Here is a 26,850-nt window from a genome sequence, read left to right on the forward strand (position 1 = left end):
GAAGGGAAGTTAGCGGAATGCAAGCAGTTGTCGTGCGTCATCCGGGAGAACCGGCGGTATTGGAAAATATGACGGTTCCCACGCCCAAGGTCAAGCCGGGCTGGTCGTTGATTCAAGTCAAGGGTCGCGGGGTCAATCATTCGGAGGTCTTTACGCGTGAGGGCAAGTCACCTAGCGTCGCGTTTCCACGAATCCTGGGGATCGAAGCGGTCGGCACAATCACCGAATCGACTGCGGCAACGCGACTGCCTGTGGGTCAGACGGTTATTACCTTTATGGGTGAAATGGGTCGGGCCTACGATGGGAGTTATGCGGAGTACGTGCTCGTCCCCAATGCGCAAATCTTCCCGGTAACCACTGAGTTGCCGTGGGCTTCGTTGGCAGCGGTGCCTGAGACGTACTACACGGCTTACGGGGCGCTGCTAGGGTTGCGCTTGCAGGCCGGTGATCAGCTGTTAGTCCGTGGTGGAACCAGTGGTGTCGGTGTTGCAGCAGCCAAGTTAGCGCACGCGATGGCGGACGTGACCGTGACGGCAACGACCCGTCAACTTGGTAAGACGGATCAGCTGAAGGCGGCCGGTTTTGATGCGGTCGTTGAAGAACGCGAGGGTCAGCTACTGACTTCGGCGACATTTGACCGGGTGCTGGATCTGATTGGACCCGCAACGGTTGCCGATTCCCTAACGCATCTGAATCCCGGGGGTATTGTGAGTTCGACCGGACAGTTAGGTGGGCAATGGACGCTGACGGATTTTGATCCAATTATGAGAATTCCCAACGACTGTTACCTGACGTCATTTTATTCTGGGGATGTGCAGGTGACACGGATTCAAAATCTCTTGCAGTTAATTGCCAGCCAAGATATCGATGTCACGCCCGTCAAAACCTTTCCGCTGAGCGACATGCGAGCGGCCCATGAATATTTGGCAAGTCACCATAGTTTTGGCAAAGTCGTGGTGCTTTCCTAAAAAAGTTGCTTGACAGGGGTCACTGAGAGGACTAAACTATCATTAATTTCTAATCGATTTGTCATAAAAGCTAGGAGAAGAGTAGTGGTGACGGCGTTGTTCAGTGAGCCCGGTAAGTGAGAACGGGTCAACGCTTAGCCATGAAGATGAACTCCTGATAGCTATCAAGCGGTTCACGCTGCTTGATCGGTAGGAACCGTTAACTTTCCGGGTATCAATAGGTACCGTTGAGGCAAGGTCTGCGAGGGCTTTGTAAACTAGGGTGGTAAAACGACGCATTCGTCCCTTGAACTAAGCAATTAGTTCAGGGACGAATGCGTTTTTTATATCCCATGACAAATCACAAAATATAGGAGGAATTTATCATGACGACAACGACTTTAAAAGCATTTCCTTACCGGTATGACGTTGTAGGTAGTCTCTTACGGCCAGCAAACTTGAAGGACGCCCGGGCAAAATTTGCGGCTGGTGAGATTACGGCGGACGAATTGAAGGCGGTTCAGCGGACTGAAACGAAGCGTGTCGTGGCTGAACAGGTCAACCTCGGCTTGAAGGCAGTCACCGATGGCGAATTCAACCGTAGCTGGTGGCATCTGGACTTCCTATGGGGTCTGACGGGGGTGGGCCACTACGACTATCAGCAGAGTTATAAATTTCACGGCAGTAAGACCAGAACGGACAATGCGGACTTGGTCGGCAAGATTGCCTTTAACCCGGACCATCCCTTCTTTGAGAGCTTCGCGTACTTACAGAGTTTGGTACCAGATGGTGTGGTCGTGAAGCAGACGATCCCTTCACCAACGATGTTATTCCGGGACAACCGAAGTGATAACTGGCACCAATTCTACGAAACCTGGGACACTTACTTAGATGACTTGGCCAAGGCCTATCACGAAACGATTTTGCATTTCTACGACCTAGGTTGCCGGTACTTACAGCTGGATGATACGACTTGGGCCTTCCTGATAAGCAAGCTTAACGAGACGGCTGACGATGCCACCGCACACCAAAAGTACGTTGGTCTAGCTGAGGATGCCGTTCACGTCATCAATAGTCTGTTGGCAGGTTTACCAGACGATCTGACGGTTACGACCCACATTTGCCGGGGAAACTTCAAGTCGACCTACCTATTCTCCGGCGGGTACGACGACGTGGCGGCCTATCTGGGTCAGCTGCACTATGACGGGCTGTTCCTGGAATACGACAGTGATCGGGCTGGAAGCTTTGCGCCATTGAAGAAAATCTGGAACGGCGATGCTGGCAAGCGGCTAGTCTTAGGATTAATTACGTCCAAGTTCCCCGATCTGGAGGATGAGGCTGTCGTGAAGGCGCGGATCGCGGATGCCGCCAAACAGGTACCGTTGGCTAACCTGGCTCTTTCCACGCAGTGTGGTTTTGCCTCGACTGAAGAAGGGAACCAGTTGACGGAGGATCAGCAGTGGGCCAAGCTGAAGTTGGTCAAACGGATTTCGGATAGTGTTTGGGGATAATCAGGGTATCAAGTGGTGGCTCAACGGCAGTGCATGCCGGGGAGCCACCTTTCCCATGCAATGATTGATAGAATTAACCACTATGTTCGCCAATGTGTTTACCAGGTCTTTACCAAAACCTCAGTAATTCTTTACAAACATCACGTAAAATAAGAGGTATCCTAATGACAGTAACCGAGACTGAAAATAGGGAGTGACTGGTAACGATGACAACGACCGTATTTGGCCACCGGGGATATCCGGCGCGTTTTCCGGAAAATTCACTGGCGGGATTCAGCTATGCCTTGGATCATGGAATCGAAGGTTTAGAGTTTGATGTGCATTTGACCAGGGACCGTGTGCCGGTGATTATGCATGACGAGCGAATTGACCGAACCACGGATGGTAGCGGCTTGATTGAGAGTTATACCTACGCGCAACTGCGGCATTTTCGGCTGGCCAATCAGGAAACGATTCCGTCACTGGCGGAGTTCCTAGCGCTGGTCACTGACCGCGATGTGCAACTCAATCTGGAGTTGAAGACCGATAAGATTCAGTATTCGGGGATTGAAGCCATCGTCATGCAGATGGTGCACGCGACCAATCTACGGCGTCCCGTGATTTTCTCATCGTTTCACTTGCCGACCTTGAAGACCTGTCAGCAGATTGCGCCCAACGAGAGTTATTGTTGGTTGACGGACAAGCCGGTGGCTCAGCCGGCAATGCTGGTAGCGAAGGAACATCTGAGCGGCTTGCACCTGAGTCACTTTCAATCAGGTCTACCCATCACCGAACGTATCTGGACGGTCGACAATCCGACCGTGGCTGCGGATCTCATGAAGCAGCACGTCGCCGGGATCTTCACGGATGATTTTGAGATGATGATGCAGGTGAAACAACAGATTGCAAATTAAAACAAGCGCCCCGTTCCGATGACAGAACGGGGCGCTTGTTAGATTTTCAAAGGAGGCGTGGAGTATTGGAGAAGCCATCCAATGATAAGTTATTTATTGAGTAAATTCTGGAACTCAGCCCCCAACTGTTGCGCGTTAAATGCATAGGGTGCCAGGGCTTGGTCAACATCGATGAAGTGACCTTGGTCGTCCATGGCATCACGGTGCAAGCTAATCTGCAGATTGTTGTTCAACGGCTGCATCTTGAGACCACGAATGATGAGGTTCACACCCTGGGCCGCTTGGAAGCCGCCGTGTCCACCGTATGAGACCATGCTAACGGGCTTACCGGCCCATTCTTTGTAGAGGTAATCTAAAGCATTCTTCAAGGGTGCCGGATAGCCCCAATTGTATTGTGGAAAGAGCAGGATGAAGCCATCGTAACCCTGAATCAGTTGGCTCCAACGTTGCGTGTGAGCCTCGTTGTAGATTCCCGTTGACGGCTGGGCGACTTCGTCCAGGAAGGGCAGGTTGATCTTAGCGAGGTCGATGAGGTCAACGGTTAGGTTAGGCTGGGCAACGGCCTTTTGAAGCCATGCTGCGATGTCGGGACTGATCCGGGAGGGACGCGTGGAGCCGATGATGATGCCGATTTTAGATGTCATGAGTTAGAACGCTCCTTAAATTTAAATTTATCCGTGCACTATGCACACATCTTAACAGCATTCTGGTATACTAGCAAGTATGGATAATGAAATTTTTGAAGCACTATTTGAAATTGTGACGTTTTTTAACCAACCACAACAGGACCGCCATCTGCTCCAACAGGCCGATGTACCGTTGGAATCGGCGGCACTGCCTATCGTGGTTCGAGTTGGTCGGCAGCCGGGGATTAGCATCGGTGAGCTGGCCGATCAGATTGGTCGCAACCACTCGTCCATTAGTCGGCAGGTCGATAAGTTAATGACAGCTGGTTGGCTAGCGGAGGCGGAGCGTCGAGATCAACGCGTCCGCCAGGTGACGCTAACATCGCAAGGACAACGGGGACTAATACAAATAAAGCTCGCTCGGGAGGCCGCATTACGTGAAAAATTAGCGAGCTATTCCAATACCGATCGTGCCGAGTTGGCGCGAGTCCTGCAACAGTTAGCAGATACGTTGACGGGGAACAAGGAAGATTATCATGAATAAGTATGCATGTCGCGCTGAGCAGCTATTTTAGTGACGACTGGTTGATGGAAGTAAGTTGGGTGAATCAACGCTGGTTGGTGTTATCCGTAAACTAAAGTTGACGGTGAGCTGTGGTGTGATTCGCTGAATTTGGCGCACGCTAAAATCGGCGTAGTTAGTCAGTCTGGTCGCAAAAAAAGTGTAAAAAAATTAACCTCATTGAATCGAACTGGGATTTAGTCTGATTCAATGAGGCTAATATTTAATTTGGACAATCAATTGTTGAGGCATTTTCCGGGTACCTTAACAATTGTTACCAAAAAAGCTTTAGTTTGTCGTCTGGTTGTTAAGCAATTGTTTTACGACATCTTTATAATAACAGAGAAATCAAGGGTTTTGGGTAATTCTCGTGATTTGTAATATTACAAATTCATGGAAGCGAAATTTTCCTGAAATCTAAATGAAATTCCGAACAAATCTGAAAGCCAATTTGACCTTACGTGTGTAAAGAAAGCGTATACTTATACCAGTTACTGAATAAATTGGAGGGTCAAATATGTCAGTTTTAACGGATACTTTTCGTTTGGCTAATGGGTCGCAGATTCCACAAGTTGGATTTGGTACTTGGCAGATTCCGGGTGGTGACACGGCGTATGATGCGGTGGCTAACGCATTGAAGGCTGGTTACCGGCACATTGATACGGCGAAGGCTTATGCTAATGAATCTAGTGTTGGCAAGGCGATTCGCGATTCTGGGATTCCACGAGAAGAGATTTTTGTGACCACGAAGTTGCCAGCTGAAGTCAAGACCTATCAAGGCGCGCTGGATGCCTTTGACACGACCATGGCGAACTTGGACGTTGGTTACGTTGACCTATACTTGATTCACGCACCGTGGCCATGGGGCGAAATCGGCAAGGATTGTGATGCCGGTAACCTTGATGTTTGGCGCGCGATGGAAAAAATTTATGCCAGCGGTAAAGCGAAGGCCATTGGGGTCTCGAACTTCAACAGTCACGATTTGCAAAACGTCTTAAATCATGCTGAGGTGGCACCGATGGTTGATCAAATTCAATATTACGTTGGCTACACGGAACCCAAGATCACGAAGTTTGCGCAGGACCACGATATGTTGGTTGAAGCCTATTCACCATTGGCAACGGGGGATATGTTGGCCAATGAGGCGGTTAAAGAGATGGCCAATAAATACCACGTTTCGGCGGCACAGCTCGCTCTGCGATTTGTCTTAGAGAATGGCGTATTGCCTCTGCCTAAGGCGACGAGTCAGGCCCATATTACGGCTAATGCGCAGCTGGACTTCTCAATTGCCGCGAGTGACATGGCTAAGTTAAACGCGATGAGCGATACGGCCAAGAATCATGAGCATAATGGGACGCAGGGTTAAATTCGGTGAAAATAAAACGGTTGGTTGCACGAATAAAGTGTGATCAGCCGTTTTTTTGCTGCCTGTAATCATCATTTGGGCGGGTGATTACACTGAAAATTGGTTGGTCAGCTCATTAGATTCGCCAACAAGATACTTTTATCGAAAAATAAATATATAGTTCGAGTTTTACGATTTACTTATTGAAAATAGGCACTTTTCTCATCATTAATATATTTATAAACCGGCATATTTTCAGAAAACAATTGTAAAAGTTCGGGTTTCTGCTAGTATTAGGAGTGGTCAAAGAGGACTACTACATAACTGAGGAGTGAGCTAGATGCACTTGAGTAAGAAGGTAAAATGGCTCTTAGTTTTCACCGCATTACTGGTCTTGCCAGCAACGTTGGCGGGCTGTGGGAAGACCACGGCATCCACGTCTGGATCGAAGGGGTATGCCCCTAAGAAGTTGACGGTGGAATTTGTGCCATCATCCAATGCGGGGACGATTGAGGCTAAGGCTAAGCCGCTGGAAGGGTTGCTGAAGAAGCAATTGGGGATTCCAGTCACGGTCAGTGTTTCAACCGACTACAATACCATTGTCGAAGCGATGGGATCTAAGAAGGTTGATGTGGGCTTCCTGCCACCTGATGCCTACGTTTTGGCTCATAAGCAGTACCATGACAAGGTCTTATTGCAAGCACAACGACACGGGCTCACGGAACCGGGAGACAAAGCCAATACTGAGCTGGTCGACTACTACCGTTCCCAAATTCTGGTACGCAAGGATAGTGGCATCAAGTCGGTGAAGGATTTGAAGGGCAAGAAGATTGCCGTCCAAGATACGACATCTACGGCCGGCTGGATCTATCCAGCAGTTGAAATGTTGGACCAAGGTGTCAACATCAACAAGGATGGCATTCAAACGGTTACGGTCAAGGGCCATGATCAAGGGGTCTTATCCGTTTACAACAAGAACACGGATGCTGCCTTTGTCTTCCAAGGCGCGCGGAACCTGGTGAAGAAGGACGAGAAGGACATTATGAGTAAGGTCGTTCCAATCTACACCACAGGGAAGATTCCAAACGATACCATTACGGTCCGTGGGGACATGACCGGTAAGTGGCAAAAGAAGATTGCGACGGCGTTCAAACAGATTGCCAAGACTAAGAAGGGTCACGCCATCATTTCCAGCGTTTACACGCATGAAGGCTACACGGACTCAAAAGATAGCAACTTTAACATTATTCGTCAGTACGACAAGAAGGCTAAGGCCCTCGACAAGTAAAATTAAATTGATGTAACGACGGTAAGAGTAGCAGGGGGAGCGATAGTATCGGCGCCTTCGCTGCTCTTTTACATAGGGGGAATCAGACGGATGGACAAGACACCCATTATTTCATTTAAGAACGTTAATAAAGTTTACGACAACGGCACGGTTGGTCTGAAGAACATTAACTTTGAGATTCCACAGGGTGAATTCTTAGTGGTCGTCGGCCTATCTGGTGCGGGGAAAAGCACCTTACTGAGGACCATCAACCGGATGCATGAGATTACGTCCGGTGAGATTCGGGTTGAAGGCGAATCAATCAAGGCTTATAAGGGTCGGTCACTACGCCTGTTGCGGCGAAAAATCGGGATGATCTTTCAAAACTTTAACTTAGTGAAACGGTCGAGCGTGGCTAAGAATGTGCTCTCGGGCCGGGTGAGTTATTACGCAACCTGGCAGAGTATCTTAGGCTTGTTTAGCGCCACGGACAAGCAGAAGGCTGTACAGGCCTTGCAACGGGTCAGTCTGGCGGAAAAGCTATATGCCCGTGCCGATGAGCTGTCTGGTGGTCAACAACAGCGAGTTGCAATTGCGCGGACGCTGATGCAAGATCCTAAGATTATTTTGGCTGATGAACCGATTGCCTCGTTGGATCCTCTGACGACTAAGACGGTCATGGATATTTTAAAGCGTCTGAATCAAGAGGATGGCATTACGGTGATTGTCAACTTACATTCCGTGGCGTTAGCTCGGGAGTATGCCGACCGGATCGTGGGATTGCGCGCCGGTGAGGTGGTCTACGATGAGCCGATTGCGGATGTGACCGAGGCAGACCTGAACCGGGTCTACCAGACGGTCTAGGGGGGCGAAAATGATGACAACACAAGTACCTCGGCGACCATGGCTACAACGCTGGCACGTGAAACCAATTGGCTGGACGCTCGTCATTCTCATTTTGCTGGTGGCTTCGTCACGGATGACTGGTGTTGATGTGGGGATGTTCTTCAACAACCTGGGCCAGTTTACGGATCTGCTTGTGCGGATGTCGCAGCCGGCTTGGGACTATCTCCCAGTCATTCTCCATCCCCTATACGAGACCATTCAGATGGCCATTTTGGGAACCACGATTGGGGCTACCTTCGCTGTTCCCTTTGCCGTGCTGGCAGCCAGTAATTTGGTTCACAACCGCTGGCTCAGAGGTATTATTCGCTTGATGCTCGACCTTGTCCGCACACTGCCGGACCTGCTCCTAGCAGCTATTTTTGTGGCAATCTTTGGGATCGGGTCAACAGCGGGGGTTGTGACGCTAGCCATCTTCTCGTTTGGGATGGTTTCCAAGCTCTTCTATGAAGTTATTGAGACGATTGATATGGGTCCGCTGGAAGCCTTAGAGTCTGTGGGGGCCAACAAATTAACCATTATCTGGTACGCCGTTTTGCCGCAGATCATGAATCAATTCGTGAGCTATTTTCTCTACACCTTAGAGTTCAACGTGCGGGCCTCAACGGTACTGGGATATTTAGGTGCCGGTGGGATTGGGGTATTTCTACAGCGGTCACTTAATGAGTTCAACTATAGTCAGACGGCGGTGATTATTTTGGCAACGCTGGTGGTGGTCATGGCCATTGACGGCATCAGCAATCACTTAAGGAGGGTGCTACTCTAATATGCAAACGACTATTTCAAAAAAGCCCGCTACGTTGACTTTGTGGCGACGATGGAACTGGCTCCTGTGGATTGCAATCGTGGCGGTTATCTATACTTGGGCGATTACGGGACTGCATTTCACTGGTCTGCAGGAATCGGCGGCATCTGTATCTCGCTCGATTGTGCATGGCCTGGTTCAGCCGGACTGGCCGTACGTTTATAACGGCAGCGGCGAAGATCTCGTGTCTTTGATTCTGCAGACGTTGGCGATTGCCTTTTTGGGAACGATTATCTCGTCACTGATCAGTGTACCCTTTGCCTTTTGGGCGGCGCGCGGTGGTAAGGAATGGCTTCACGTCCGTTCGGGAAGTGGCAAGGTCGTATTGACTTTGATTCGGACTTTTCCTGAGATTGTCCTTGCCATTATGTTCATCAAGGCAGTTGGCCCGGGGTCATACGCTGGGGTCCTAGCGGTCAGCATTCATTCGATTGGGATGTTGGGTAAGCTGTTCAGTGAAGCCATTGAGAACATGGATCGGGGTGCCGATGAGGCCATCACAAGTGCTGGGGGCAATAGTGCACAGATTTTTATGCTAGCAACTTTGCCGACAATCATGCCAGAATTTATTTCCTATACCCTCTATCGCTTTGAGATCGCGGTTCGTTCAGCCTCGATTCTGGGGATGGTTGGTGCTGGTGGAATTGGGACTCCCATGATCTTTGCCATTCAGACGCGTAACTGGCCGCGAGTCGGCATCATCTTATTAGGGATTGTCCTGATGGTTCTGTTGATTGATACCCTGTCGGAACAATTACGAAAGAGGTTGATTTAGTGGTGAAAGTTAAGATTCTCGCGACTAGCGATGTTCACGGCTACGTCTACCCAACGAAATACCTGAACGCGGCGGATAATCAGCCGCTGGGCTTGCTCAAGGCAGCAACCGTGATTGAAGAGATTCGTCAAAATGCCGCACCAGATGAAGTGGTGATTACCATTGAAAATGGGGATTGGATTCAGGGATCCCCGTTGACTACGTACTTGGCTAAACATTCCGAGGCACCGAGTGAGCTTTTGAGCCAGCTGACCACAACACTGAACTACGATGCTGGCGTGTTAGGTAACCATGAATTCAACTATGGCTTGGACTACCTGCGAACCTGTGAGCGCGACCGGGACTATCCTTTGTTGGGTGCCAACATTGATGGTGGGGAAGCTCAAAAGATAGTTGACGCACCGTATACTATTATTGAACGGCAAGGCGTGCGGGTGGCAATCCTTGGGTTAACGACCAGTTACATTCCGGTGTGGGAGACGGCTGACCATATCGTGGGATTGCAGTTCGACTCCATCGTCACGACGGCTAGACGCTGGGTTCCTCGGTTACGTAAGCAAGCAGATGTTGTGGTCGTTGCCTATCACGGTGGCTTCGAGGCCGACCCGACCACTGGTAAGTTGACTGAACGTGCGACTGGTGAGAATGAAGGGTATCGGCTCTTAACGGAGGTTCCCGGAATAGACGCTTTGATCACCGGTCATCAGCACCGGCAATTGGCAGACATTTATCAGGGCGTTCCTACAATCCAGCCCGGTGAGAAGGGCGTTGCGGTGGGGATGATTGATCTGGTGTTGGATAAAAGCAAGCAAGTCATCGATCACGATGCCCGCCTGCTGACCACGGCGAATGCGCAACCGGCGGATTGGCTGGCAACGTTGGCGGACGAGACTGAAAGTCACGTCCAGCGCTGGTTAGACCAACCAATTGGTAAACTAAGCGGTGACAGCCTAAGCGTGACAGATGCAATGGTCGCTCGGCGACATGGACACCCGTATCTTGAGTTCGTGAATACTGTTGAAATGGCCGCGGGGGGGACTGACATTGCCGCAACTAGTCTCTTCAACGATGATGTTCGGGGACTAAGCACGCAACCCACGATTCGACAACTCTTGAATAGTTACAGCTATCCCAATACACTCGTGGTGGAGCAACTTTCGGGCCAAGATATTCGGGATGCCTTGGAGCGGTGCGCTAGTTTCTGGCTGTTGAATGCTGAGGGAAAGATTACCGTGAACTCGGCGTTTACGACACCCAAATTGCAACTCTATAACTATGACTTTTACAGCGGGCTAGACTACACATTCGACTTACACCAACCGATTGGCCAGCGGGTTGTGCGGCTGGATTATCACGGGGCCCCCGTTCAACCAGATCAAATGCTTAGCGTAGCGGTTAATCAGTACCGCGGCAATGGTGGCGGTGATTATCCGATGTTTAGTGCGAAGAAAATCACGCGGGAAGTAAATGTAGATTTACCCGAATTAATCATGACATACTTTGAACAACACCCCGTGGTTTTGGGACAACAGCCAACTAATTTTAAAATTATCAGCTAAAAAAGTACCAGAGCCATCACGATTTAGGATGTGCTCTGGTACTTTCGGGTTAGAGTCCTTTTGGATCAACCGGTTTTAGATGGTGACGACAATTTTACCCAGTTGTTCACCATGTTCTAGCAGCAGTAGCGCCGTTTGCGCTTGGTCAAAAGAGAGCATGGACCCAATCATAGGATTGATTGGTATATAGATGGATAGCTCGCTGTCAGCCTCAAATGAGAGCGTATCAATAGCTAAATTGAGTTTATTGTAGTATGATTCTTTAAAACTAGGAGGGGTAATATGCAAACGGCAAAGCAGAATCAAAGTAAACGGGTTCAGGCGCTAGTTGATGCGGAAGTTGCTGATCAGGCCGAAAAGATTTTGAGTGATCTCGGTGTGACACCGACTAACGCAATTAATATGTTCTATCGTCAGATTATTATCCATGGTGGATTACCATTTGGTGTTGTTCTATCGGAACGGCAACGAGCAACACATGAATTGTTGGAAGCAACGAAAAATCAACCCGTTCAGGAAATTAAAACGCAAGCAGACTTAGAAAAGTTCATTGCCAATGGAGACTAATGAGATTGCAATTGTCTATTTAGCATTTACACAATCCTCTGGGGGAAAGCGCCGTCCGGTAATCGTAATTGATGATTTCTCAAAAGACTTACTTTGTTATCCTGTGACCACTAAATACGCTGAGAAATCGACACGCATTAGAAAAAACTACCTAGAGATAGTGGATTGGCAAGCGGCAAATTTGGATAAGCCATCTTGGATTGATGTGGGAACGATGTATCGTCTTGATAAGACACTTCAAATGAAAATCAAAAAAATTGGTAAGCTTTCAGTGGCTGACATTTGGCGACTCGCCATGTTTACCCGAGAGCACGAATCAGGAATGTAATAGGCAACGATTCAGCAAGCGACTGAATCGTTGCCTATTTTAATTATCACTACAACTTTTTCACCCTATATGTTAAATTTACATTGCAAACAGCTGAAAGAGATGCAATTTTCATGAAAACTTGGTAAAATTAACTAATCAAAAATTTAGATTTGGAGGTGGACGTCTTGCACTACCGGAATATTGCATTACCGATTCCCGACCGTTAAAATTTTTCAATTTAGAAAGGATGAACCTTAATATATGGCACAAGATCCAGAAGCAACTGTAACACCAACTGAAGTAGCAGAAAGTACTGACCCTGGACCCAGCCAGGAGCTGCCGCTCTGGCAGCGAACGACTGAGTCCTTACTTGCAGACTATGCCACGGATAGAGATGATGGTTTGAGTACCGGTGAGGCGCAACAACGCCTACGGACCAATGGCCCTAACGAACTGACCGTGAAGAAGCAATCCAATTTATTGCGGTTCTTAAAGCAGTTCAACAACAGTATCATCTATATTCTGGCGGGCGCCGCCTTGCTCACGTTCTTTATGCACCACTACTCCGACTCAATCGTTATCGGATTGGTGATCATCGCGAACGCCTTTATCGGTTACTTTCAGGAAAAATCTGCGGATAACGCGCTGGACCGGATCAAGGCCCTCTTAGTCAACGAAGCAGTTGTGATCCGCGATGGGCAAAAAATTAACTTGCCAGCCCGGGAGCTGGTTACTGGGGATATCGTGCAGCTTGAAGCTGGGGATACCGTTCCGGCCGATTTGCGACTGATCGATGCCGATAACCTGAAGATTCAGGAGTCTGCGTTGACCGGTGAAACTGACTCCGTCTTGAAGGGGGAAGACCCCTTAACGGCGCCAGATTTACCGTTGGCTGAACGATCGAACCAAGCGTTTGCCTCTACGGCCGTGACTAATGGTTCCGGTCGCGGGATCGTGACGGTGACCGGAGTGGATACCGAGATTGGGCACATCCAACAGAATGTGGCTGAAGTTAAGCAGCAACGGACGCCGTTGATGAAGAACTTAAACAGTCTGGGTCTGGGTCTGTCGATTGCTATTTTAGTGGTGGCGGCCTTGCTCTTCATTCTGGGGATGATTACCCACGTGTACAGTTTGCCAACCTTACTGATCGCCGTTATCACGATGGTTGTGGGATCTATGCCAGAAGGCTTGCCCGCTAGTACGTCGGTGGTCTTGGCCATGGGAACACAGGCAATGACTAAGCAAAATGTGATCGTCAAGACGCTGCCAGCCGTTGAAACGCTGGGAGCTGTCGACATCGTGAACACCGACAAGACCGGGACGCTGACGAAAAACGAAATGACCGTGACCGATGTCCTGACCGCCGCCGATACCTATACCGTATCCGGCATTGGCTACGATGCGACTGGTCAGATTGAAAACGACGAGGGCCAGACGGTGCCGTGGCAACACGACGCTGACCTCGAATGGTTGGTCCAAATTGCCGGTCAGACCTCCGATGCCGAATTCCATGAGGAAGACGGTCAGTGGGTCCTGACGGGTGAACCGACCGATGGTGCGTTGACGGCGCTCTATCATAAATTAGTGGGAACGGAACCTGACCCTCAAGAGATCGATTCGTTACCTTTCGACTCCGCGATTCGTTATTCCGCACGATTGGTGGACCACGATGGTCAGCGCGTGTTGCTGGTCAAAGGGGCGCCGCAGACGTTGATGCGGATGATGAGCGAACAGGGTCAACCTGTCGATCAGGCAGCTTGGCAAACACGTTTGTCCCAGTTGACGCAACAGGGGAAACGCGTGGTGGCCTTGGGCTACCAACCAGTTGCCGCTGACGTGACCGATGTGGCCAACGTTACTGTCGGTCAGAATTTCCACTTGGCGGGGATGGCCGGCATCATTGATCCACCGCGTCCTGGTGTCGCCGATGCCGTGAAACAGTTACGGTACGCGGGGATCAAGGTTAAAATGATTACTGGTGACGACCCCGAAACGGCGGCCGCTATCGCGCAACAACTGAACTTGTCCGAAAAGGCACGGGCCATTACCGGGCCTGAACTGGCGCAATTGAGTGATGAAGAATTGGCCGCTAAGATTGACCAATATACCGTCTTCGCCCGGACTACGCCCGCCGATAAGTTGCGGATCGTTAAGGCCCAACAGCAACGCGGTCACGTGGTCTCGATGACCGGTGATGGGGTCAACGACGCGCCCGCACTGAAGCAAGCCGACATTGGGGTGGCCATGGGGATTCGGGGAACCGATGTCGCCAAGGACTCCGCCGATATGGTGCTGGCCGATGATGACTTCACGTCGATTCTGCGGGCCGTGCGGGAAGGGCGTCACGTCTTTGATAACATTCGAAAGACAATCCGGTTCCTCCTACCGACGAGTTTCGCCGAAGGACTGATCGTGGTCTTGAGTATTCTGATGGACCAAGAATTACCGTTGTTCCCGACCCAATTGTTGTGGATCAACATGGTTTCTGCCCTGACGATTCAGTTCGCGTTCATCTTCGAACCGGCCGAAAGCGGCATTATGAAACGAGGTCCGCGAGACGTGACGCGGGGGATTCTGTCCAAGCTGGACGTCTTCGAAGTGACCTACGTGTCGTTGCTGATTTCTGGACTCGGGATGTTTGCCTACGACTTCCTAACGAACCAAGGCTTATCTGCCGTAATCGGTAGCACCATGACGTTAAACGTGATCATCTTCGGGAAGGTCTTCTACCTCTTTAACTTGCAGAATGACCACCCGGTACTGTCGAAGTACTTCTTCCGGAACAAGATGAGTTTCGTGATCGTCGCGATTCTGCTGGTCTTACAGGCCGGGATCATTTACTGGCCAGCCATGCAGAGTGTGTTCCACACCACATCCGTCAACTTCTTCTACGGCTGGTGGATTCCGATTATCGCTGGGTTTGTGGTTCTGGTGGTTACCGAAATTGCGAAGGCCATTCGCCACCGTATTGACAATCAGACCGTGGCGCGTGAACAGCGTAACTTCTAAGCTACTTTGATGAGTGTCGGCGGTAAAGTTTGCCCTCTCGTCAGATGTTGCCGTTACGATGAATTGCGTTAGATTTAACCAATGAAATTGAATACGAGTGCATCCCCTCCATATCTAGGAGCGGGGTGCGCTTTTTTTACAGTTTTGAGTGAAACGTCGTCACTAATTGCGTGTTATTTCAGCGCGTCTGCAGCTGGTCACCAGTTATTTCGCAAAATTTATCGAAATCCCTAGCCCTTAGCACCCGATAATCCTATACTGGTAAGCAAAGGAGGCGGAACACTGTGAAGAAAAGTTCCGATTGTACCGAGATTTTAGTGGGTAAAGCCGCCAGCATGGATGGCTCCACGATTGTAGCGCGTAACGAGGATGGCTATGGGCCAATTAATCCCATCAAGTTTGTGGTGCATCCCGCCACGGACCAAAAGCAAGCAACGTTTACTTCGGCAGTTACTGGCGTCAACGTGCCCTTGCCCGACCACGCTTACCGCTACACGGGCACTCCGCAAGCCGATCAAAGTGACGGCCAATACGAAGAAGCTGGGATCAACGAGTTTAACGTGGGGATGAGCGCAACCGAAACGACGGCGACCAACGCGCGCGTCCTGGGTTACGACCCATTAGTTAACGATGGCATCAACGAAGAGGCCATGATCACACTGGTTCTGCCGTACGTGAAGACTGCCAAGGAAGGTGCCCAACGTTTGGGAGCCTTATTGGAAAAGTACGGAACCGGCGAAAGCAACAGTATTGCCTTCAATGATAAGAACGAAATTTGGTATTTGGAAACGGCCGGGGGTCATCATTGGGCAGCCATGCGGTTACCTGAAGATAGCTACGCCATTGCGCCAAACCAAACTTTGATGCAGGAAGTCAACTTGGACGATTCTGACAACTTCTTAGTGGCGACCGACCTCGTCGACTTTGTCACCAAGTATCACTTGAATCCAACGCCAGGCACGTTTAACTTCCGCGAGATCTTCGGGACTCACGGGGAAGACGATGCTTACTACAACACGCCACGGACTTGGTACGGCCAGAAGTTGTTCAATCCGGAAGTTACGGATCAACAACCGACCGACCAAGATATGCCGTTTACCCGCCAACCAAGCAAGAAGATTGCGATTGAAGACGTTGAATTCTTCTTGTCTTCTCACTACAATGGTACGCCATACGATCCGTTCGGGACGTTTGCTTCCGGCTCAGCCGATGACCAGAGAAAGTACCGGCCAATCGCTATGGACCGGAACCAATGCTCCTCAATCCTCCAGATCAGAAATGACGTTGACGATGACCACGCGGCCATTCAATGGATTGCCATGGGCTTCTTCGCCTACGCGCCATACGTGCCATTCTTCACCAACATCAACGACACGCCAGAAGACTACAAGAACACCACGACCGAAGTTTCCGTGGACAACGTGTACTGGTTGAACAAGACCTTATCCGTCCTGATTGAACCCCACTTCCACGAATTCGTGGAGAGCGTCAATGCCTTCCGCGAGGGTTGTCAATCTTACGGTCGGGCACGGGTCGCCGCTACCGATGCTAACCTTACCGGGGATGCTACGACCTTCCTAACCAAGAGTAATGCCGAGACCGCCGGCGAAGTTTCCAAGCGGACCCATGCGTTATTCAACGACTTGGTTAAGCAGGGCTTACTACTCTCCAAGACGGCGTGGGAAAAGGGTCAGAACCTTTAACTTATCAGTCGAAAGTTGTGGCTAGCAATTATTTTATGCTGGAATTGATTCTAATTGGTTGATTATTAGCTAGAATTAAGTAAAATGGTTAGAAATGAGCTAAGAGTGAAAGAGTTTTGATTCAGAAGAGTAAGAGTTGAGGACAGACTAGGAGGACCACGCATGAAATGGATGAAGTTCGCTTTAGCCGGAAGCCTGGGATTGGCTTTATGGGGAGCAACGACGACGGCTCAAGCCGCCAAGAAGGTTACGTTACCAGCGTATCCGCAGCACCGGGTATTTACGTTTAAGGCTAAGGGAACCAAGGTTTACAGCTACCCCCGCGCCGCGTACGCGCACAGCAAGGTTTTGGGGACCAATCTGAGCACGAAGAAACATTGGACCGTGGATAAAGTGGTGACCATTAATGGCAAACGCTACGTACGGTTGGCCAATGTGACGGCCACAAAGCTTCAGCACGGTCAAGTGGCGGAATCTAAGGGGGCTGCAGCTACGAAGATTACCGGGGGTTACGTTGCCCTGAGTAAGCTAAAATTCCACCAGCAGATCGTTCAGATGAAGTCAATTAAGAAGACGGCCTACTGGACGCCAACGACGACCCATGATTTCTGGAACATGCCAGCGAAGACGTTGGGTATCACGGCTGCCAACCACTTTGGCAGTAGCTATGGCTACAAGACGATCTACGCTGTGCAGTCGTTGACGACCACGACCAAGAAGCACTACTTGTACTTCGAAACGGCCGCGGGCAAGGCCATTGGCTGGTTACCGACTAGCGCCGTTGTTAAGGGAACTTACCCAGACAACATGAAGCGCGAGATGAGCCGCGATGGTTTAACGGCGACCAAGAAGGTGGCCACGCTCGATAAGAGTGGTCACATCAAGATTGGTATCGCCACGGCGAACAATCAGATTCAGCGGGTCGTCATGCTGAAGCAAAACAGCCAGACCATGACTTACGCCTATGAGAACGGTAAGGCCGTTCGCAAGATTACACGGAGTGCCACGGGTAAGCTGTTATCCAGCAAAGCCATCACGCCAGTGGCTACTTTGAAGTTTAAGTTAGTTGCGACGTTTGATCTTCAGGGGCAAACTTACCAGGGGACCATTTCACCTCAAGGTAAGATCGATATTCCGGTTTATCTCGGGTGGATCGCATAATTAAAAACTAAGATTAAGGGGTCATCCAGAGCATTCTGGGTGACCCTTTTGATTTTGAGGCTTAGTTTTAAGTGTTAAGCTAAGGGTGAGGTGAAGGTTAATGGCAAAATCTGAAATTGAAAAGTTGGATGCAGGCGAGCCTTACCATTTTCTCGATAAGGCGGTCGCTGAACGGAAGGCGCGGGCAGCTGAACTCTGTCAGGAATTCAACAGCATTCCAGCAACTGACCCGGCAGCCCAGACCGCCAAGATCAAGGAAATCCTGGGTAGCCATGGGAAACGCGTCTCGGTTCAGGCCACATTCAATTGCGACAATGGCCGCAACATTCACGTGGGCGAGGACTTTCTGAGCAACTATAATCTGACAATTCTGGACATTGCGCCAGTGACTATCGGTCGCAACGTGATGATTGGCCCCAACGTGGATATCTATACCGTTAATCATCCACTAGCGGCGACCGATCGTCGAAGCCACACGGCTCAGGCCAGCCCAGTAACCATTGGCGATGACGTCTGGATTGGTGGCAAGGTGGCCGTCATGCCCGGTGTCACGATTGGGAGCAATGTGGTTGTTGCTGCCGGGGCGATTGTGACGAAGGATGTGCCGGACAACGTCTTAGTTGGTGGTGTGCCAGCTCAGGTAATTAAACGCCTGCCGCCCATTGGCGCTTCGCAGGCTAAGCGGGACGATGTGGCCCGACTACTACGTTAATTTTGATAAAAATAGGGACTGGCCGATTGGCTAGTCCCTTTCGCATGAGCTAATTTAGTTTTCAGTTGGAACGTTTTCACGAATAACGCGGGCGGGGCTTCCGGCTAAGACAACGTTATCGCCGAAGGATTTCGTGACGGTGGAGTTGGCGCCGACGACGACATTGTTTCCTAACGTCACGCCAGGCAAGATGACGGAACCGCCACCGATCCAGACGTGGTCGCCAATCGTCACGGGCTTGCCGAGACCAACGAAAGCATCGCGGCCGGCTGGGTCCAAGGGGTGATAGGCGGAGTAAATCTGAACGTGGGGTGCGATCATACAATGGTCGCCGATGGTGACGGGAGCGACGTCCAGGATAACACAGTCGTAGTTGCACATGAAGGCGTCACCGACGTGGATGTTATAACCAAAGTCGCAGCGGAAGTTAGGTTGCACCCAGGGCGTCTTGCCAACGGAACCGAAGAGCTGCCGAATAACATGTTCCTTCTCGGTAGCGGCCGTGTCATCTAGTTCGTTCATGATCTTACAGAGTCGCCGGGCTTTGGTCTCCTCAGCTGCAAGCTCGGGGTCCATGATGTTGTAGGGCTCGCCCGCCATAAACTTTTCTTTTTCGGTTTTCATAGGATATAGCCTCCAGGTCTTTTCGATTATTGTAGCATAAATAAGAATATTTGTACGGATTAATTGCAAACGCTAACATTTATCTGGCAAGTAGAATTGTCCGCCGTTAAAAATATCTAGGTAGCGGATGATTATTGGGCGTAGTAGTGGTGGGATTTAATTTCTTCGCTAAGCTAACTGGGACCTTTGACGGGGTGTTCTATGGCGAGATGGCATACAATAATCGTCAAAGCTGCGGAGAAGCTTGTCTTCCGGAGTTTGTGCTCAGCTAAAAATATAAAACGGATAATGTCGGGCGGCTACCATCATGGTCAATGCTGATAACTATTCGTGGCTGGGTCAGCGAGGCTTCCGCGAAGGCGGGAGCCTTTTTAGTCAGTTTCTAATAGGACCGTTAGAGTGAAGCGATTCCAAATTATAATCGTGTGAGTAAACGTACTTTCCTTAGAGGTCCTGCAAAACCCTTTGCTATAATGGGCAGTGGACGATTAATTTTACGTGAATAAGAGGGATTAGGGAATGTTTAATTTAAATTCAGTTACTAACGGGAAGTGGCCACGATGAACCGTCAACATCATTTACGCGGCGTGCTTTTGGCTAGTGTAGCGTGTATCCTCTGGGGAATCTCAGGGGTAGCGGCCAGCAGTTTGTTTATGCTGAACCCTCACATCACCGCTCTATGGCTGACTCAAGTCAGAATGATCTCGGCCGGGATGATTCTGCTAGTCTTCGGTCAGTTTGCGGGGGTAAAACCGTTTGCCATCTGGCGTCAACGGGCGACAGCCTTACGAGTGGTCAGCTATGGCTTACTGGGGTTGGTGCCGGTCCAGCTCTGTTACTTTGAGGCCGTGAAGTTTGGGAACGCACCGATTGCGACCATCATCCAGTATCTGGGACCGTTCATCATCAGTATCTATTTTCTTCTATTTAAACATGTCACGCCAACGCGGCCGGAAGCCTTGGGGATGATCATGGCCTTCTTCGGGACGTTATTGATTGTGACCCACGGCCATTTGAATAGTTTGGCCATTTCGCCAGTCGTCTTGTTCTGGGGCGGGTTATCCGCTATCGGAGTGGCGACGAACACGTTACTGCCACGGCCCTTATTGCCCAAATTTGGCGCGGTTTCCGTGACCGGGTGGGGACTGCTGGTTGCGGGTATTTGTCTGAACGTCTTTGGCCCGGTTTGGCAGGATCACGTGACCTTGACTGGCGCGGAGTTGGCTCTGATTTTAGTGATCATCATTCTGGGGACGGTAATTCCGTTCTTGATGTTCGCTCACGCGCTGGGCTATATCTTGCCGACCACGGCTAGCTTGCTGGATGCCTTCGAACCGTTAGCAGCAACGGTCTTTTCCGTGGCATTCCTCAACGTTCAGCTGACCAACTACGACTTGTTTGGCGGTATGCTGATTATCCTCGCAGTCATGGCGTTGTCCTTGAATGGCCGGAAGATGATCAACTTCCTCCGCAGTTTCCGGACTGAGTAACTTAACATCGAGACTATCAGTTGTCGCCTGTGGCGGTCAGGACTCCGCCTGCTGTGGGGACCGCCTGCAGCCCCAAAATGGGCTTCCGGCTCGGTTTGAAACCTCACGAAGTTCATGTGAGTTTTCAAACGCGTCCCACGGTGTAGCCCCGGGAAGGTCCAATCGCCCGGGATAACACCGTCGTCACAGCTGTCTGCGTCCTGACTGCCTTCGGCTAGTTACTACTCTTGACTTTAAGTTGAGGTAAGGGATTTTTGAAATTTTAAAAAGTGGGTCACGCAGAAGATACTGCGTGGCCTTTTTTGATGCGGAAATTGATAAGTTGGGGTTGATTGCGAAAACAGATGAAAATGAATCTTGCTTTTCCACAACGGGTTCGGTATACTTATGAACAATTCAGCTAAATTGCTGAATACAAGGAGATGATCGACGATGATGGCATCGTTATTTGTACGGAAGAGTGCTGGCTGTTAGCGACACTTTTCTGCAAAACCTTTCAGAGAAGTGTCTGGTTTAAATCTGGAAGGAAGAAATAGTTATGGAACCAACAATCACCGCTTACGAATATAGTTATATCACCCAGCAAGTCAACGCCCTCGTCAGTGCCTACCTGTCCGTTAATGACAAACGTATGCGCCGAGTCGTCCGCGATACCACGGTTGAGAATATCGCGAGTCACTTGCCGGCAGATGAGCCCATCGCGCAAGACTTTTTACAGCAACTACAGCCCGACCGCTTAACGCGTGAGGCCGCAGCTAAACTACTACCGACCATCGAGCCGCTGGTAGTGCCGTTCCCAAGTCTGAGCCAAAAACAGCTGAGCAAGCTATTCCGTAAGGTGAAGAAATTAAAGCAACCGGAATGGGCTGGTGTTGATTTACACGAACTGACCTATCTCGGTTGGAATGATGGGGGCAGCCAGAAAAAGTATCTGGTAGCGCCGTATCAGGACCGACTCATTGGGATTCAGGGAGACATGGGCCCCAAGACCGTTAAAGGCGTCTGTGCCATTTGCCAAACAATCGGCAATGTTTCCCTGTTCGTCTCAACGACCAAGAAGTCTGGTCTGGGGACCTTCACACGAAATGGTAATTACATCTGCCGCGACAGCGCCCAGTGTAACCGCCAACTGATCGACCCACAACCACTCGCTGATTTCCTAGAAATCGTGCGACCGAAACGCTAAACGTTAACTTCCGAGAGGACTGCCAATGGTGGTCCTCTTTTAAATTAAAAGTACCGCAATTCCCAGTGCTTAGGGAATTGCGGTACTTGGTGTTGGTTTAAATGTTGAAGGTAACCAACGATATTATATAGGAAATTTGGTGACCTATTCAGACTGAGTGACTCTGGAGTTAAACGGCCAAGATGATAAAAATCAATCTTAGTCGGAGGTGGCTAGGGATGGAGCCAGCCGTGGAGGTGGTGTAAACTGGCGTTTCTTGCCAGTTTACAGCACGGGCGATCTTGAAGACACGTGATTCTTCGTGGCTTCAAGTCGAGTTGGAAGCCCGTTTCTCAGGCTGGAACGTCCCCACAGCGGCGGAATCCCTGGCTACCGCAGACGATCATGACTAACCATCTAAGCGACCGTTTTAATCTTGAGAGTCATGGCGTTGATGGCGACGATGATCGTACTCAATGACATCACAACCGCCCCCGCCATTGGGTTCAGCAGGAAACCAATTGGTGCCAACACGCCGGCTGCCAGTGGAATGGCAATCAGGTTGTAGCCAGCTCCCCACCACAGGTTTTCAGTCATCTTACGGTGGGTTGCCCGTGCCAAGTCTAAGAACTGAATGACATCGGCAGGATCGCTGGAGACCAAGATGATGTCGGCGGATTCAATTGCCACGTCGGTTCCGGAACCAATGGCGGTTCCAATATCAGCGCGCGCTAGACTAGGTGCATCGTTGACGCCATCTCCAATGAAGAGGACCTTGCCATCCTTTTGATACTGTTGGACCAGTCGTTCCTTATCCTCTGGTAGTAGGCGGGCCTGGACGTCGTCAATCCCAACGGAGGCCGCAACCTTGGTGGCCGTTTCCTGATTATCACCGGTCAACATAACTGGTGTGATTCCTTGCTGCTTCAGCGAAGCCACCAGAGTTGCGGCGGCTGGCTTGATCTGATCACCCTGTGCGACTAAGCCGAGAACGGCATCGCCAGCAACCAAGTAGCTGATGGAGTTACCTTCGGCGGCAAATTTCGTAAATTGCTCATGGTCGTAGTCGAGGTGATGTTGGTCGAGGTAGTTCACAGAGACGACGCCATAGGTGGTATCGGCAATCGTTCCGAATTGTCCCATGCCAGTTTCTTGGCGAGTATCGGTCGCAGCAGCGAAGGTCAGATCCTTGCCCTTAGCGGCAGTTAAGATCCCGGTAGCGAGCGGGTGACTTGAACCCTTTTCCAGGCTGGCCATCAGGCTCAAAACGTCGTCCTCACTGTGTTGAGCATCGAAGCTGACCAAGTGGTTGACCTTGAATTCACCCATTGTCAGCGTTCCAGTCTTGTCCATTAGAGCAAACTTGATCTTCTTCACTTGTTCCATAGCGTTTCGGTTACGAATCAACAGGCCATTTTGTGCGGCCAAGGCAGTACTCCGTGAAACAACCAGGGGTACAGCCAAGCCCAGTGCGTGGGGGCAGGCGATGACGAAGACGGCGACAGCAACTGGCAGAGCAACCGCTAAGTCAGCGACGGTCAGCCAAACAATGAAGGCGAGAATCCCGGCAAAGAGGGCAGCGTAGAAGAGCCAACCGGCCACGCGGTCCGCAAGATTCTCGGACTTGGACTTGGAATTCTGAGCGTCCTTGATGAGCTTCATCACTTGAGCCAGGTAGCCGGAGTCCCCGGTCCCTGTGACCTTGGCCGTGATCGTTCCGGTGCCGTTGACGGACCCGCCGATAACCCGATCGCCGATGGTTTTACGGATAGCTTTAGATTCACCGGTTACCAGTGATTCGTTGATGTCCGAGCTACCATCTAAGATTAAAGCATCGGCTGGCACCTGTTCACCAGCGCGAATCGCCACCGTTTGCCCAACTTGCAGGTCGCTCAGTTGGACGTCAGTCGTGTTACCTTGGTTGTCGACGACGTGCGCATCCTGTGGCAAAAGTTTGCCAAGCGCCTCAACAGCGGAACCAGCATTCATGACCGTATTCATTTCAATCCAGTGACCCAACAGCATAATGACGATCAACGTGGAGAGTTCCCAGAAAAAGTTATTGACGGTTGGTGTTACATGAAAGAGGTTGTTAGCGATGACGGCGTAGATACTGTAGATGTAGGCCACGCCGACCCCCATGCTGATCAGGGTCATCATGGCGGGGCGCTTCATCTGAATCTCGGCCTTGGCACCGCTGAAGAAGGGTGCGCCACCGTAAATGAAGAGGACCGTGCCAAGAATGGCGACGACCCAATCGCTACCCGGAAAAATCCATTGGAAGGGCAACGTCATCCCCATCATCGGGGGCATCAGGATCACGGGAATCGTGAGAATCAGGGAGACCCAGAACTTGCGTTTCAGATTACCCATGTGCATCATGTGCCCATCGCCCATGTCCATATCCATATGGCTCATATCCATGTTGCTCATATCCTGGTGATCGTGGCCGGGGCCCATCGCCATGCCAGCCATGTCATGGTGGGACATCTGACTGTGATCCATGCCCTTCATGTCATGGTCCATATTCATGTGGGTCATCCCCAAGTGTCGTTCATTTTCTTTCATCGTTAACAACTCCCTTTGTAACCATCTGGCAGGCAGTCACACGCAATCATGGTGGGTGCTGTGGCCAGTTTCTCTTGCAAATGCGTAATTAATTCTTGGATATCTGCTTGGCTCAATTCAGTCTGATCAATGGCGTGGACGAAGGCTTGGCCTCGACACATCGCGCACATCTGATCGAGTTGCCCGGTGAGTGCCGCATCCATGGCGGTCTGCTCCGGGATGAGCGGGGTGTAAATAAATTGCCGCCCATTCTTCGTGGTAGCGAGCGCGCCCTTCTTGACGAGCCGGCCAATCAGGGTTTTAATCGTTGCGGCTTTCCAGTCGTGTTGCTGACTGACTAAGTCGATGATGGTGTGGCTGTCGGCTTCGTCCAGCGTCCAGACGATGCGCATCACACACCACTCGGCGTTGGTAATGGTTTCGGTAACTTCGGTATTTTCGGTAATTGCCATGATGAGTCACTCCTTTGTTTACGGTTGTAGTTTTAATTGATGATTAGAGTTTACATCTGTAAACGTAAAGTGTCAAGAACGAAGTTTCTATTCGATTACAAATTCACTAATAAGTAATTAAAATTTGTGGAAGTTTCCCAATAATCGTGGTGTTAGCGCCGAGACTTTGTATAATTGAAAGATAAGTTTAGTTCACGAAGGGAGCTTATTTACCTGTGGTTCTTTTAAAACGCTGGTTACGCGGCATTGCGATCATCGGCCTGATTGCCACTATCTTGGCGCCAACGCCAGCCCAAGCGGCAAGTAAGACGGTCAGTAAGGTACCGGCGCGCGCCGCTTACGTCATGGATGCCAACAGTGGCCAGGTTCTTTACCAGCAAAATGCTGATAAACGGTACCCAATTGCCTCATTATCTAAATTATTAACGGTTTACCTCACCGTCAAAGCAATTAATGAAGGAAAACTCAGCTGGGATGAAGAGGTTACGATGCCGTCAAACCTTTTAAAATTAAGTCATAGTTACGCTTATTCCTCGTTACGGATGAAGGCGGGAGAAAAATTTACGGTCAAGCAACTAGTTGCTGCGGCGATGATTGCTTCATCTAATAGTGCGGCTACGGAATTGGGCGAGATCGTCGCTGGCAACAATGCGAAGTTTATCGCGCTGATGAATCAGCAGAGTGAGGACTGGGGGCTAGAAGCCCACTTTATCAGTTCATCCGGACTGGATAACTCTGACCTTAAGGATTTCGACCTCGTGTTGCCCGATACCGGGAAGAATGAACAGAACCTGGTTTCCGCCAAGGCCATCACGAAGGTCGCCCAGCAATTGTTGAAGGCTGACCCGGATATCACCAAGATTGCCAGTCAAACGGAGGCTAGCATCAATGGGACGAAGATTTTCAATGAAAACAGTTGTCTGCCCGGGAAGTCTCAGTATAAGAAGGACAGTGGCATCGATGGGCTGAAGACCGGGTATACTGAGAATGCCAAGCTATGCTTTACGGCGACCTATACAGTTAATGGCCAACGCATGGTGGCAACGATTCTGGGTGGGGACACGACGTTCTCGGCCATGAATAAGCTAATTAAGCAACTAAAGCAGAAGTATAGTTTGGAGACGACCTCCTTGACCGCACAACGGATTGCGTTGGCCAATGGCCTAGCCACGACCGTAACGGCGACACCGATGGCTTCACAGGCCGGTGTCTGGTATCAGGACAAGACGACCAATTTAGAAACGAAGGTTGAGACCAAATTGACACCGGCGCAGCTGAGTTCGGGAACGGTCAATGTTGGTGATCCGGTGGCTCAGGCCACGGTCACCGATACGCAGACCGGGGCCGCCCAACAGATTACGTATCGTGCCGACCAAACGGCGACTTTATTTGCTGAGCGGGTCGTGTTCACAGCGAAGTCAACGACTGATCAACTTCTGACGGCGTTGAAGCAACCGGTGGCAAGTTTGTTTTAACGGTTAAACCAACTCAATATGATCAAGTGGAATCGGGACGGTTGTCTCGGTTCTTTTTTGATGGCGTTACTTATAGGAAGAAAAATATTATCATCTAACCTGTTGATGGTATCTAGTGGGTCATTGAACGGTCTGATTTATCCCGGATATGCAGAATTCGTCCGGACTACTTTATGATGAAATTCATGGGAGAGATATGGTGGATTTTCAGAAAAAATGGACTGCTTTTTCCAAAAAAACTGTGAATAAAGCGGGTAGGACGTCAGGGTTGTTAGGGAAGCTTCAACGATAATGCAATAGTTACTAGAACTGGCGGTCAATCTGGCTTCATCCGACGGTGGACTAGTCGGTAGCTAAGTGTTGGGGGAGACAGTTAGTAGTCATTCCGAATTTTGAAGCGGTGATTACGACCTAAAAA

General features: G+C 50.2%; 23 protein-coding genes. 19 read left to right on the forward strand and 4 right to left on the reverse strand.

Annotated features, from left to right (window positions below; all coding sequences use genetic code 11):
* Positions 1-17 precede the first annotated feature (17 nt).
* The 3 genes from FD07_RS01220 (at position 18) to FD07_RS01230 (ending at position 3,351) form a co-directional block, all read left to right on the forward strand.
* Entirely contained in the window at positions 18-968 is a 951-nt protein-coding gene (locus tag FD07_RS01220; RefSeq protein WP_020088438.1) for a zinc-binding dehydrogenase, read from the forward strand.
* 365 nt (positions 969-1,333) lie between these two features.
* Positions 1,334-2,458, forward strand: coding sequence for a vitamin B12 independent methionine synthase (locus FD07_RS01225; protein ID WP_020088439.1), 1,125 nt, complete (start codon positions 1,334-1,336; stop codon positions 2,456-2,458).
* 206 nt (positions 2,459-2,664) lie between these two features.
* On the forward strand, positions 2,665-3,351 hold the full coding sequence (locus tag FD07_RS01230; RefSeq protein ID WP_020088440.1) for a glycerophosphodiester phosphodiesterase: 687 nt from the start codon (positions 2,665-2,667) through the stop codon (positions 3,349-3,351).
* Positions 3,352-3,440: 89 nt separating this feature from the next.
* On the opposite strand, the gene FD07_RS01235 is transcribed toward FD07_RS01230, so the two are convergent.
* Entirely contained in the window at positions 3,441-3,995 is a 555-nt protein-coding gene (locus tag FD07_RS01235) for an NADPH-dependent FMN reductase (RefSeq protein WP_020088441.1), read from the reverse strand.
* A 79-nt stretch (positions 3,996-4,074) separates the two neighbouring features.
* Here FD07_RS01235 and FD07_RS01240 point away from each other — a divergent pair, with 79 nt between their 5' ends.
* The 13 genes from FD07_RS01240 (at position 4,075) to FD07_RS01300 (ending at position 18,658) form a co-directional block, all read left to right on the forward strand.
* Positions 4,075-4,521: a MarR family winged helix-turn-helix transcriptional regulator gene (locus tag FD07_RS01240; RefSeq protein ID WP_020088442.1), complete on the forward strand. Its 447-nt coding sequence runs from the start codon at positions 4,075-4,077 to the stop codon at positions 4,519-4,521.
* A gap of 535 nt (positions 4,522-5,056) precedes the next feature.
* Positions 5,057-5,905 carry an aldo/keto reductase gene (locus FD07_RS01245; protein WP_020088443.1) on the forward strand — a complete coding sequence of 283 codons (849 nt, stop codon included), beginning with the start codon at positions 5,057-5,059 and terminating at the stop codon, positions 5,903-5,905.
* Positions 5,906-6,224: 319 nt separating this feature from the next.
* Entirely contained in the window at positions 6,225-7,172 is a 948-nt protein-coding gene (locus FD07_RS01250) for a phosphate/phosphite/phosphonate ABC transporter substrate-binding protein (RefSeq protein ID WP_020088444.1), read from the forward strand.
* A gap of 90 nt (positions 7,173-7,262) precedes the next feature.
* Positions 7,263-8,015: a phosphonate ABC transporter ATP-binding protein gene (gene phnC / locus FD07_RS01255; RefSeq protein ID WP_020088445.1), complete on the forward strand. Its 753-nt coding sequence runs from the start codon at positions 7,263-7,265 to the stop codon at positions 8,013-8,015.
* A gap of 10 nt (positions 8,016-8,025) precedes the next feature.
* Complete coding sequence (gene phnE / locus FD07_RS01260) at positions 8,026-8,820, forward strand: phosphonate ABC transporter, permease protein PhnE (protein WP_020088446.1); 795 nt, start codon at positions 8,026-8,028, stop codon at positions 8,818-8,820.
* 1 nt (position 8,821) lies between these two features.
* Positions 8,822-9,634 carry a phosphonate ABC transporter, permease protein PhnE gene (phnE, locus tag FD07_RS01265; RefSeq protein ID WP_020088447.1) on the forward strand — a complete coding sequence of 271 codons (813 nt, stop codon included), beginning with the start codon at positions 8,822-8,824 and terminating at the stop codon, positions 9,632-9,634.
* Between the two features lie 2 nt (positions 9,635-9,636).
* The gene (locus FD07_RS01270; RefSeq protein ID WP_027825884.1) at positions 9,637-11,193 is read left to right on the forward strand and encodes a bifunctional metallophosphatase/5'-nucleotidase; all 1,557 of its coding nucleotides are present in this window, start codon (positions 9,637-9,639) and stop codon (positions 11,191-11,193) included.
* 282 nt (positions 11,194-11,475) lie between these two features.
* The gene (locus FD07_RS01275) at positions 11,476-11,760 is read left to right on the forward strand and encodes a type II toxin-antitoxin system RelB/DinJ family antitoxin (protein ID WP_020088449.1); all 285 of its coding nucleotides are present in this window, start codon (positions 11,476-11,478) and stop codon (positions 11,758-11,760) included.
* On the forward strand, positions 11,750-12,088 hold the full coding sequence (locus FD07_RS01280) for a type II toxin-antitoxin system PemK/MazF family toxin (RefSeq protein WP_020088450.1): 339 nt from the start codon (positions 11,750-11,752) through the stop codon (positions 12,086-12,088). The genes FD07_RS01275 and FD07_RS01280 overlap by 11 nt, the downstream gene beginning before the upstream one ends.
* Positions 12,089-12,331: 243 nt before the next feature.
* Positions 12,332-15,082, forward strand: coding sequence for an HAD-IC family P-type ATPase (locus tag FD07_RS01285; protein WP_020088451.1), 2,751 nt, complete (start codon positions 12,332-12,334; stop codon positions 15,080-15,082).
* Positions 15,083-15,366: 284 nt separating this feature from the next.
* On the forward strand, positions 15,367-16,785 hold the full coding sequence (locus FD07_RS01290; protein ID WP_020088452.1) for a C69 family dipeptidase: 1,419 nt from the start codon (positions 15,367-15,369) through the stop codon (positions 16,783-16,785).
* A gap of 162 nt (positions 16,786-16,947) precedes the next feature.
* Entirely contained in the window at positions 16,948-17,946 is a 999-nt protein-coding gene (locus FD07_RS01295) for a GW dipeptide domain-containing protein (protein ID WP_020088453.1), read from the forward strand.
* Positions 17,947-18,046: 100 nt separating this feature from the next.
* Entirely contained in the window at positions 18,047-18,658 is a 612-nt protein-coding gene (locus tag FD07_RS01300; RefSeq protein ID WP_020088454.1) for a sugar O-acetyltransferase, read from the forward strand.
* Positions 18,659-18,712: 54 nt separating this feature from the next.
* On the opposite strand, the gene FD07_RS01305 is transcribed toward FD07_RS01300, so the two are convergent.
* Positions 18,713-19,282, reverse strand: a complete 570-nt coding sequence (locus FD07_RS01305; RefSeq protein ID WP_020088455.1) for a sugar O-acetyltransferase — start codon at positions 19,280-19,282, stop codon at positions 18,713-18,715.
* Positions 19,283-19,842: 560 nt separating this feature from the next.
* Here FD07_RS01305 and FD07_RS01310 point away from each other — a divergent pair.
* Together FD07_RS01310 and FD07_RS01315 are read left to right on the forward strand one after the other, a co-directional pair.
* Positions 19,843-20,772 (forward strand): DMT family transporter, encoded by a 930-nt coding sequence (locus tag FD07_RS01310; protein ID WP_020088456.1) that lies wholly within the window; start codon positions 19,843-19,845, stop codon positions 20,770-20,772.
* A gap of 538 nt (positions 20,773-21,310) precedes the next feature.
* The gene (locus FD07_RS01315) at positions 21,311-21,958 is read left to right on the forward strand and encodes a FusB/FusC family EF-G-binding protein (protein ID WP_020088457.1); all 648 of its coding nucleotides are present in this window, start codon (positions 21,311-21,313) and stop codon (positions 21,956-21,958) included.
* A gap of 396 nt (positions 21,959-22,354) precedes the next feature.
* On the opposite strand, the gene FD07_RS01320 is transcribed toward FD07_RS01315, so the two are convergent.
* On the reverse strand, positions 22,355-24,370 hold the full coding sequence (locus FD07_RS01320) for a heavy metal translocating P-type ATPase (RefSeq protein WP_373878999.1): 2,016 nt from the start codon (positions 24,368-24,370) through the stop codon (positions 22,355-22,357).
* A 137-nt stretch (positions 24,371-24,507) separates the two neighbouring features.
* Positions 24,508-24,957, reverse strand: coding sequence for a CopY/TcrY family copper transport repressor (locus tag FD07_RS01325; RefSeq protein ID WP_020088459.1), 450 nt, complete (start codon positions 24,955-24,957; stop codon positions 24,508-24,510).
* A 215-nt stretch (positions 24,958-25,172) separates the two neighbouring features.
* On the opposite strand from FD07_RS01325, the gene FD07_RS01330 reads away from it, so the two are divergent.
* Positions 25,173-26,432, forward strand: a complete 1,260-nt coding sequence (locus FD07_RS01330; RefSeq protein WP_020088460.1) for a D-alanyl-D-alanine carboxypeptidase family protein — start codon at positions 25,173-25,175, stop codon at positions 26,430-26,432.
* The last annotated feature ends 418 nt before the right edge of the window (positions 26,433-26,850 follow it).

The sequence above is a fragment of the Levilactobacillus parabrevis ATCC 53295 genome, assembly GCF_001434055.1.
GTDB lineage: Bacteria > Bacillota > Bacilli > Lactobacillales > Lactobacillaceae > Levilactobacillus > Levilactobacillus parabrevis.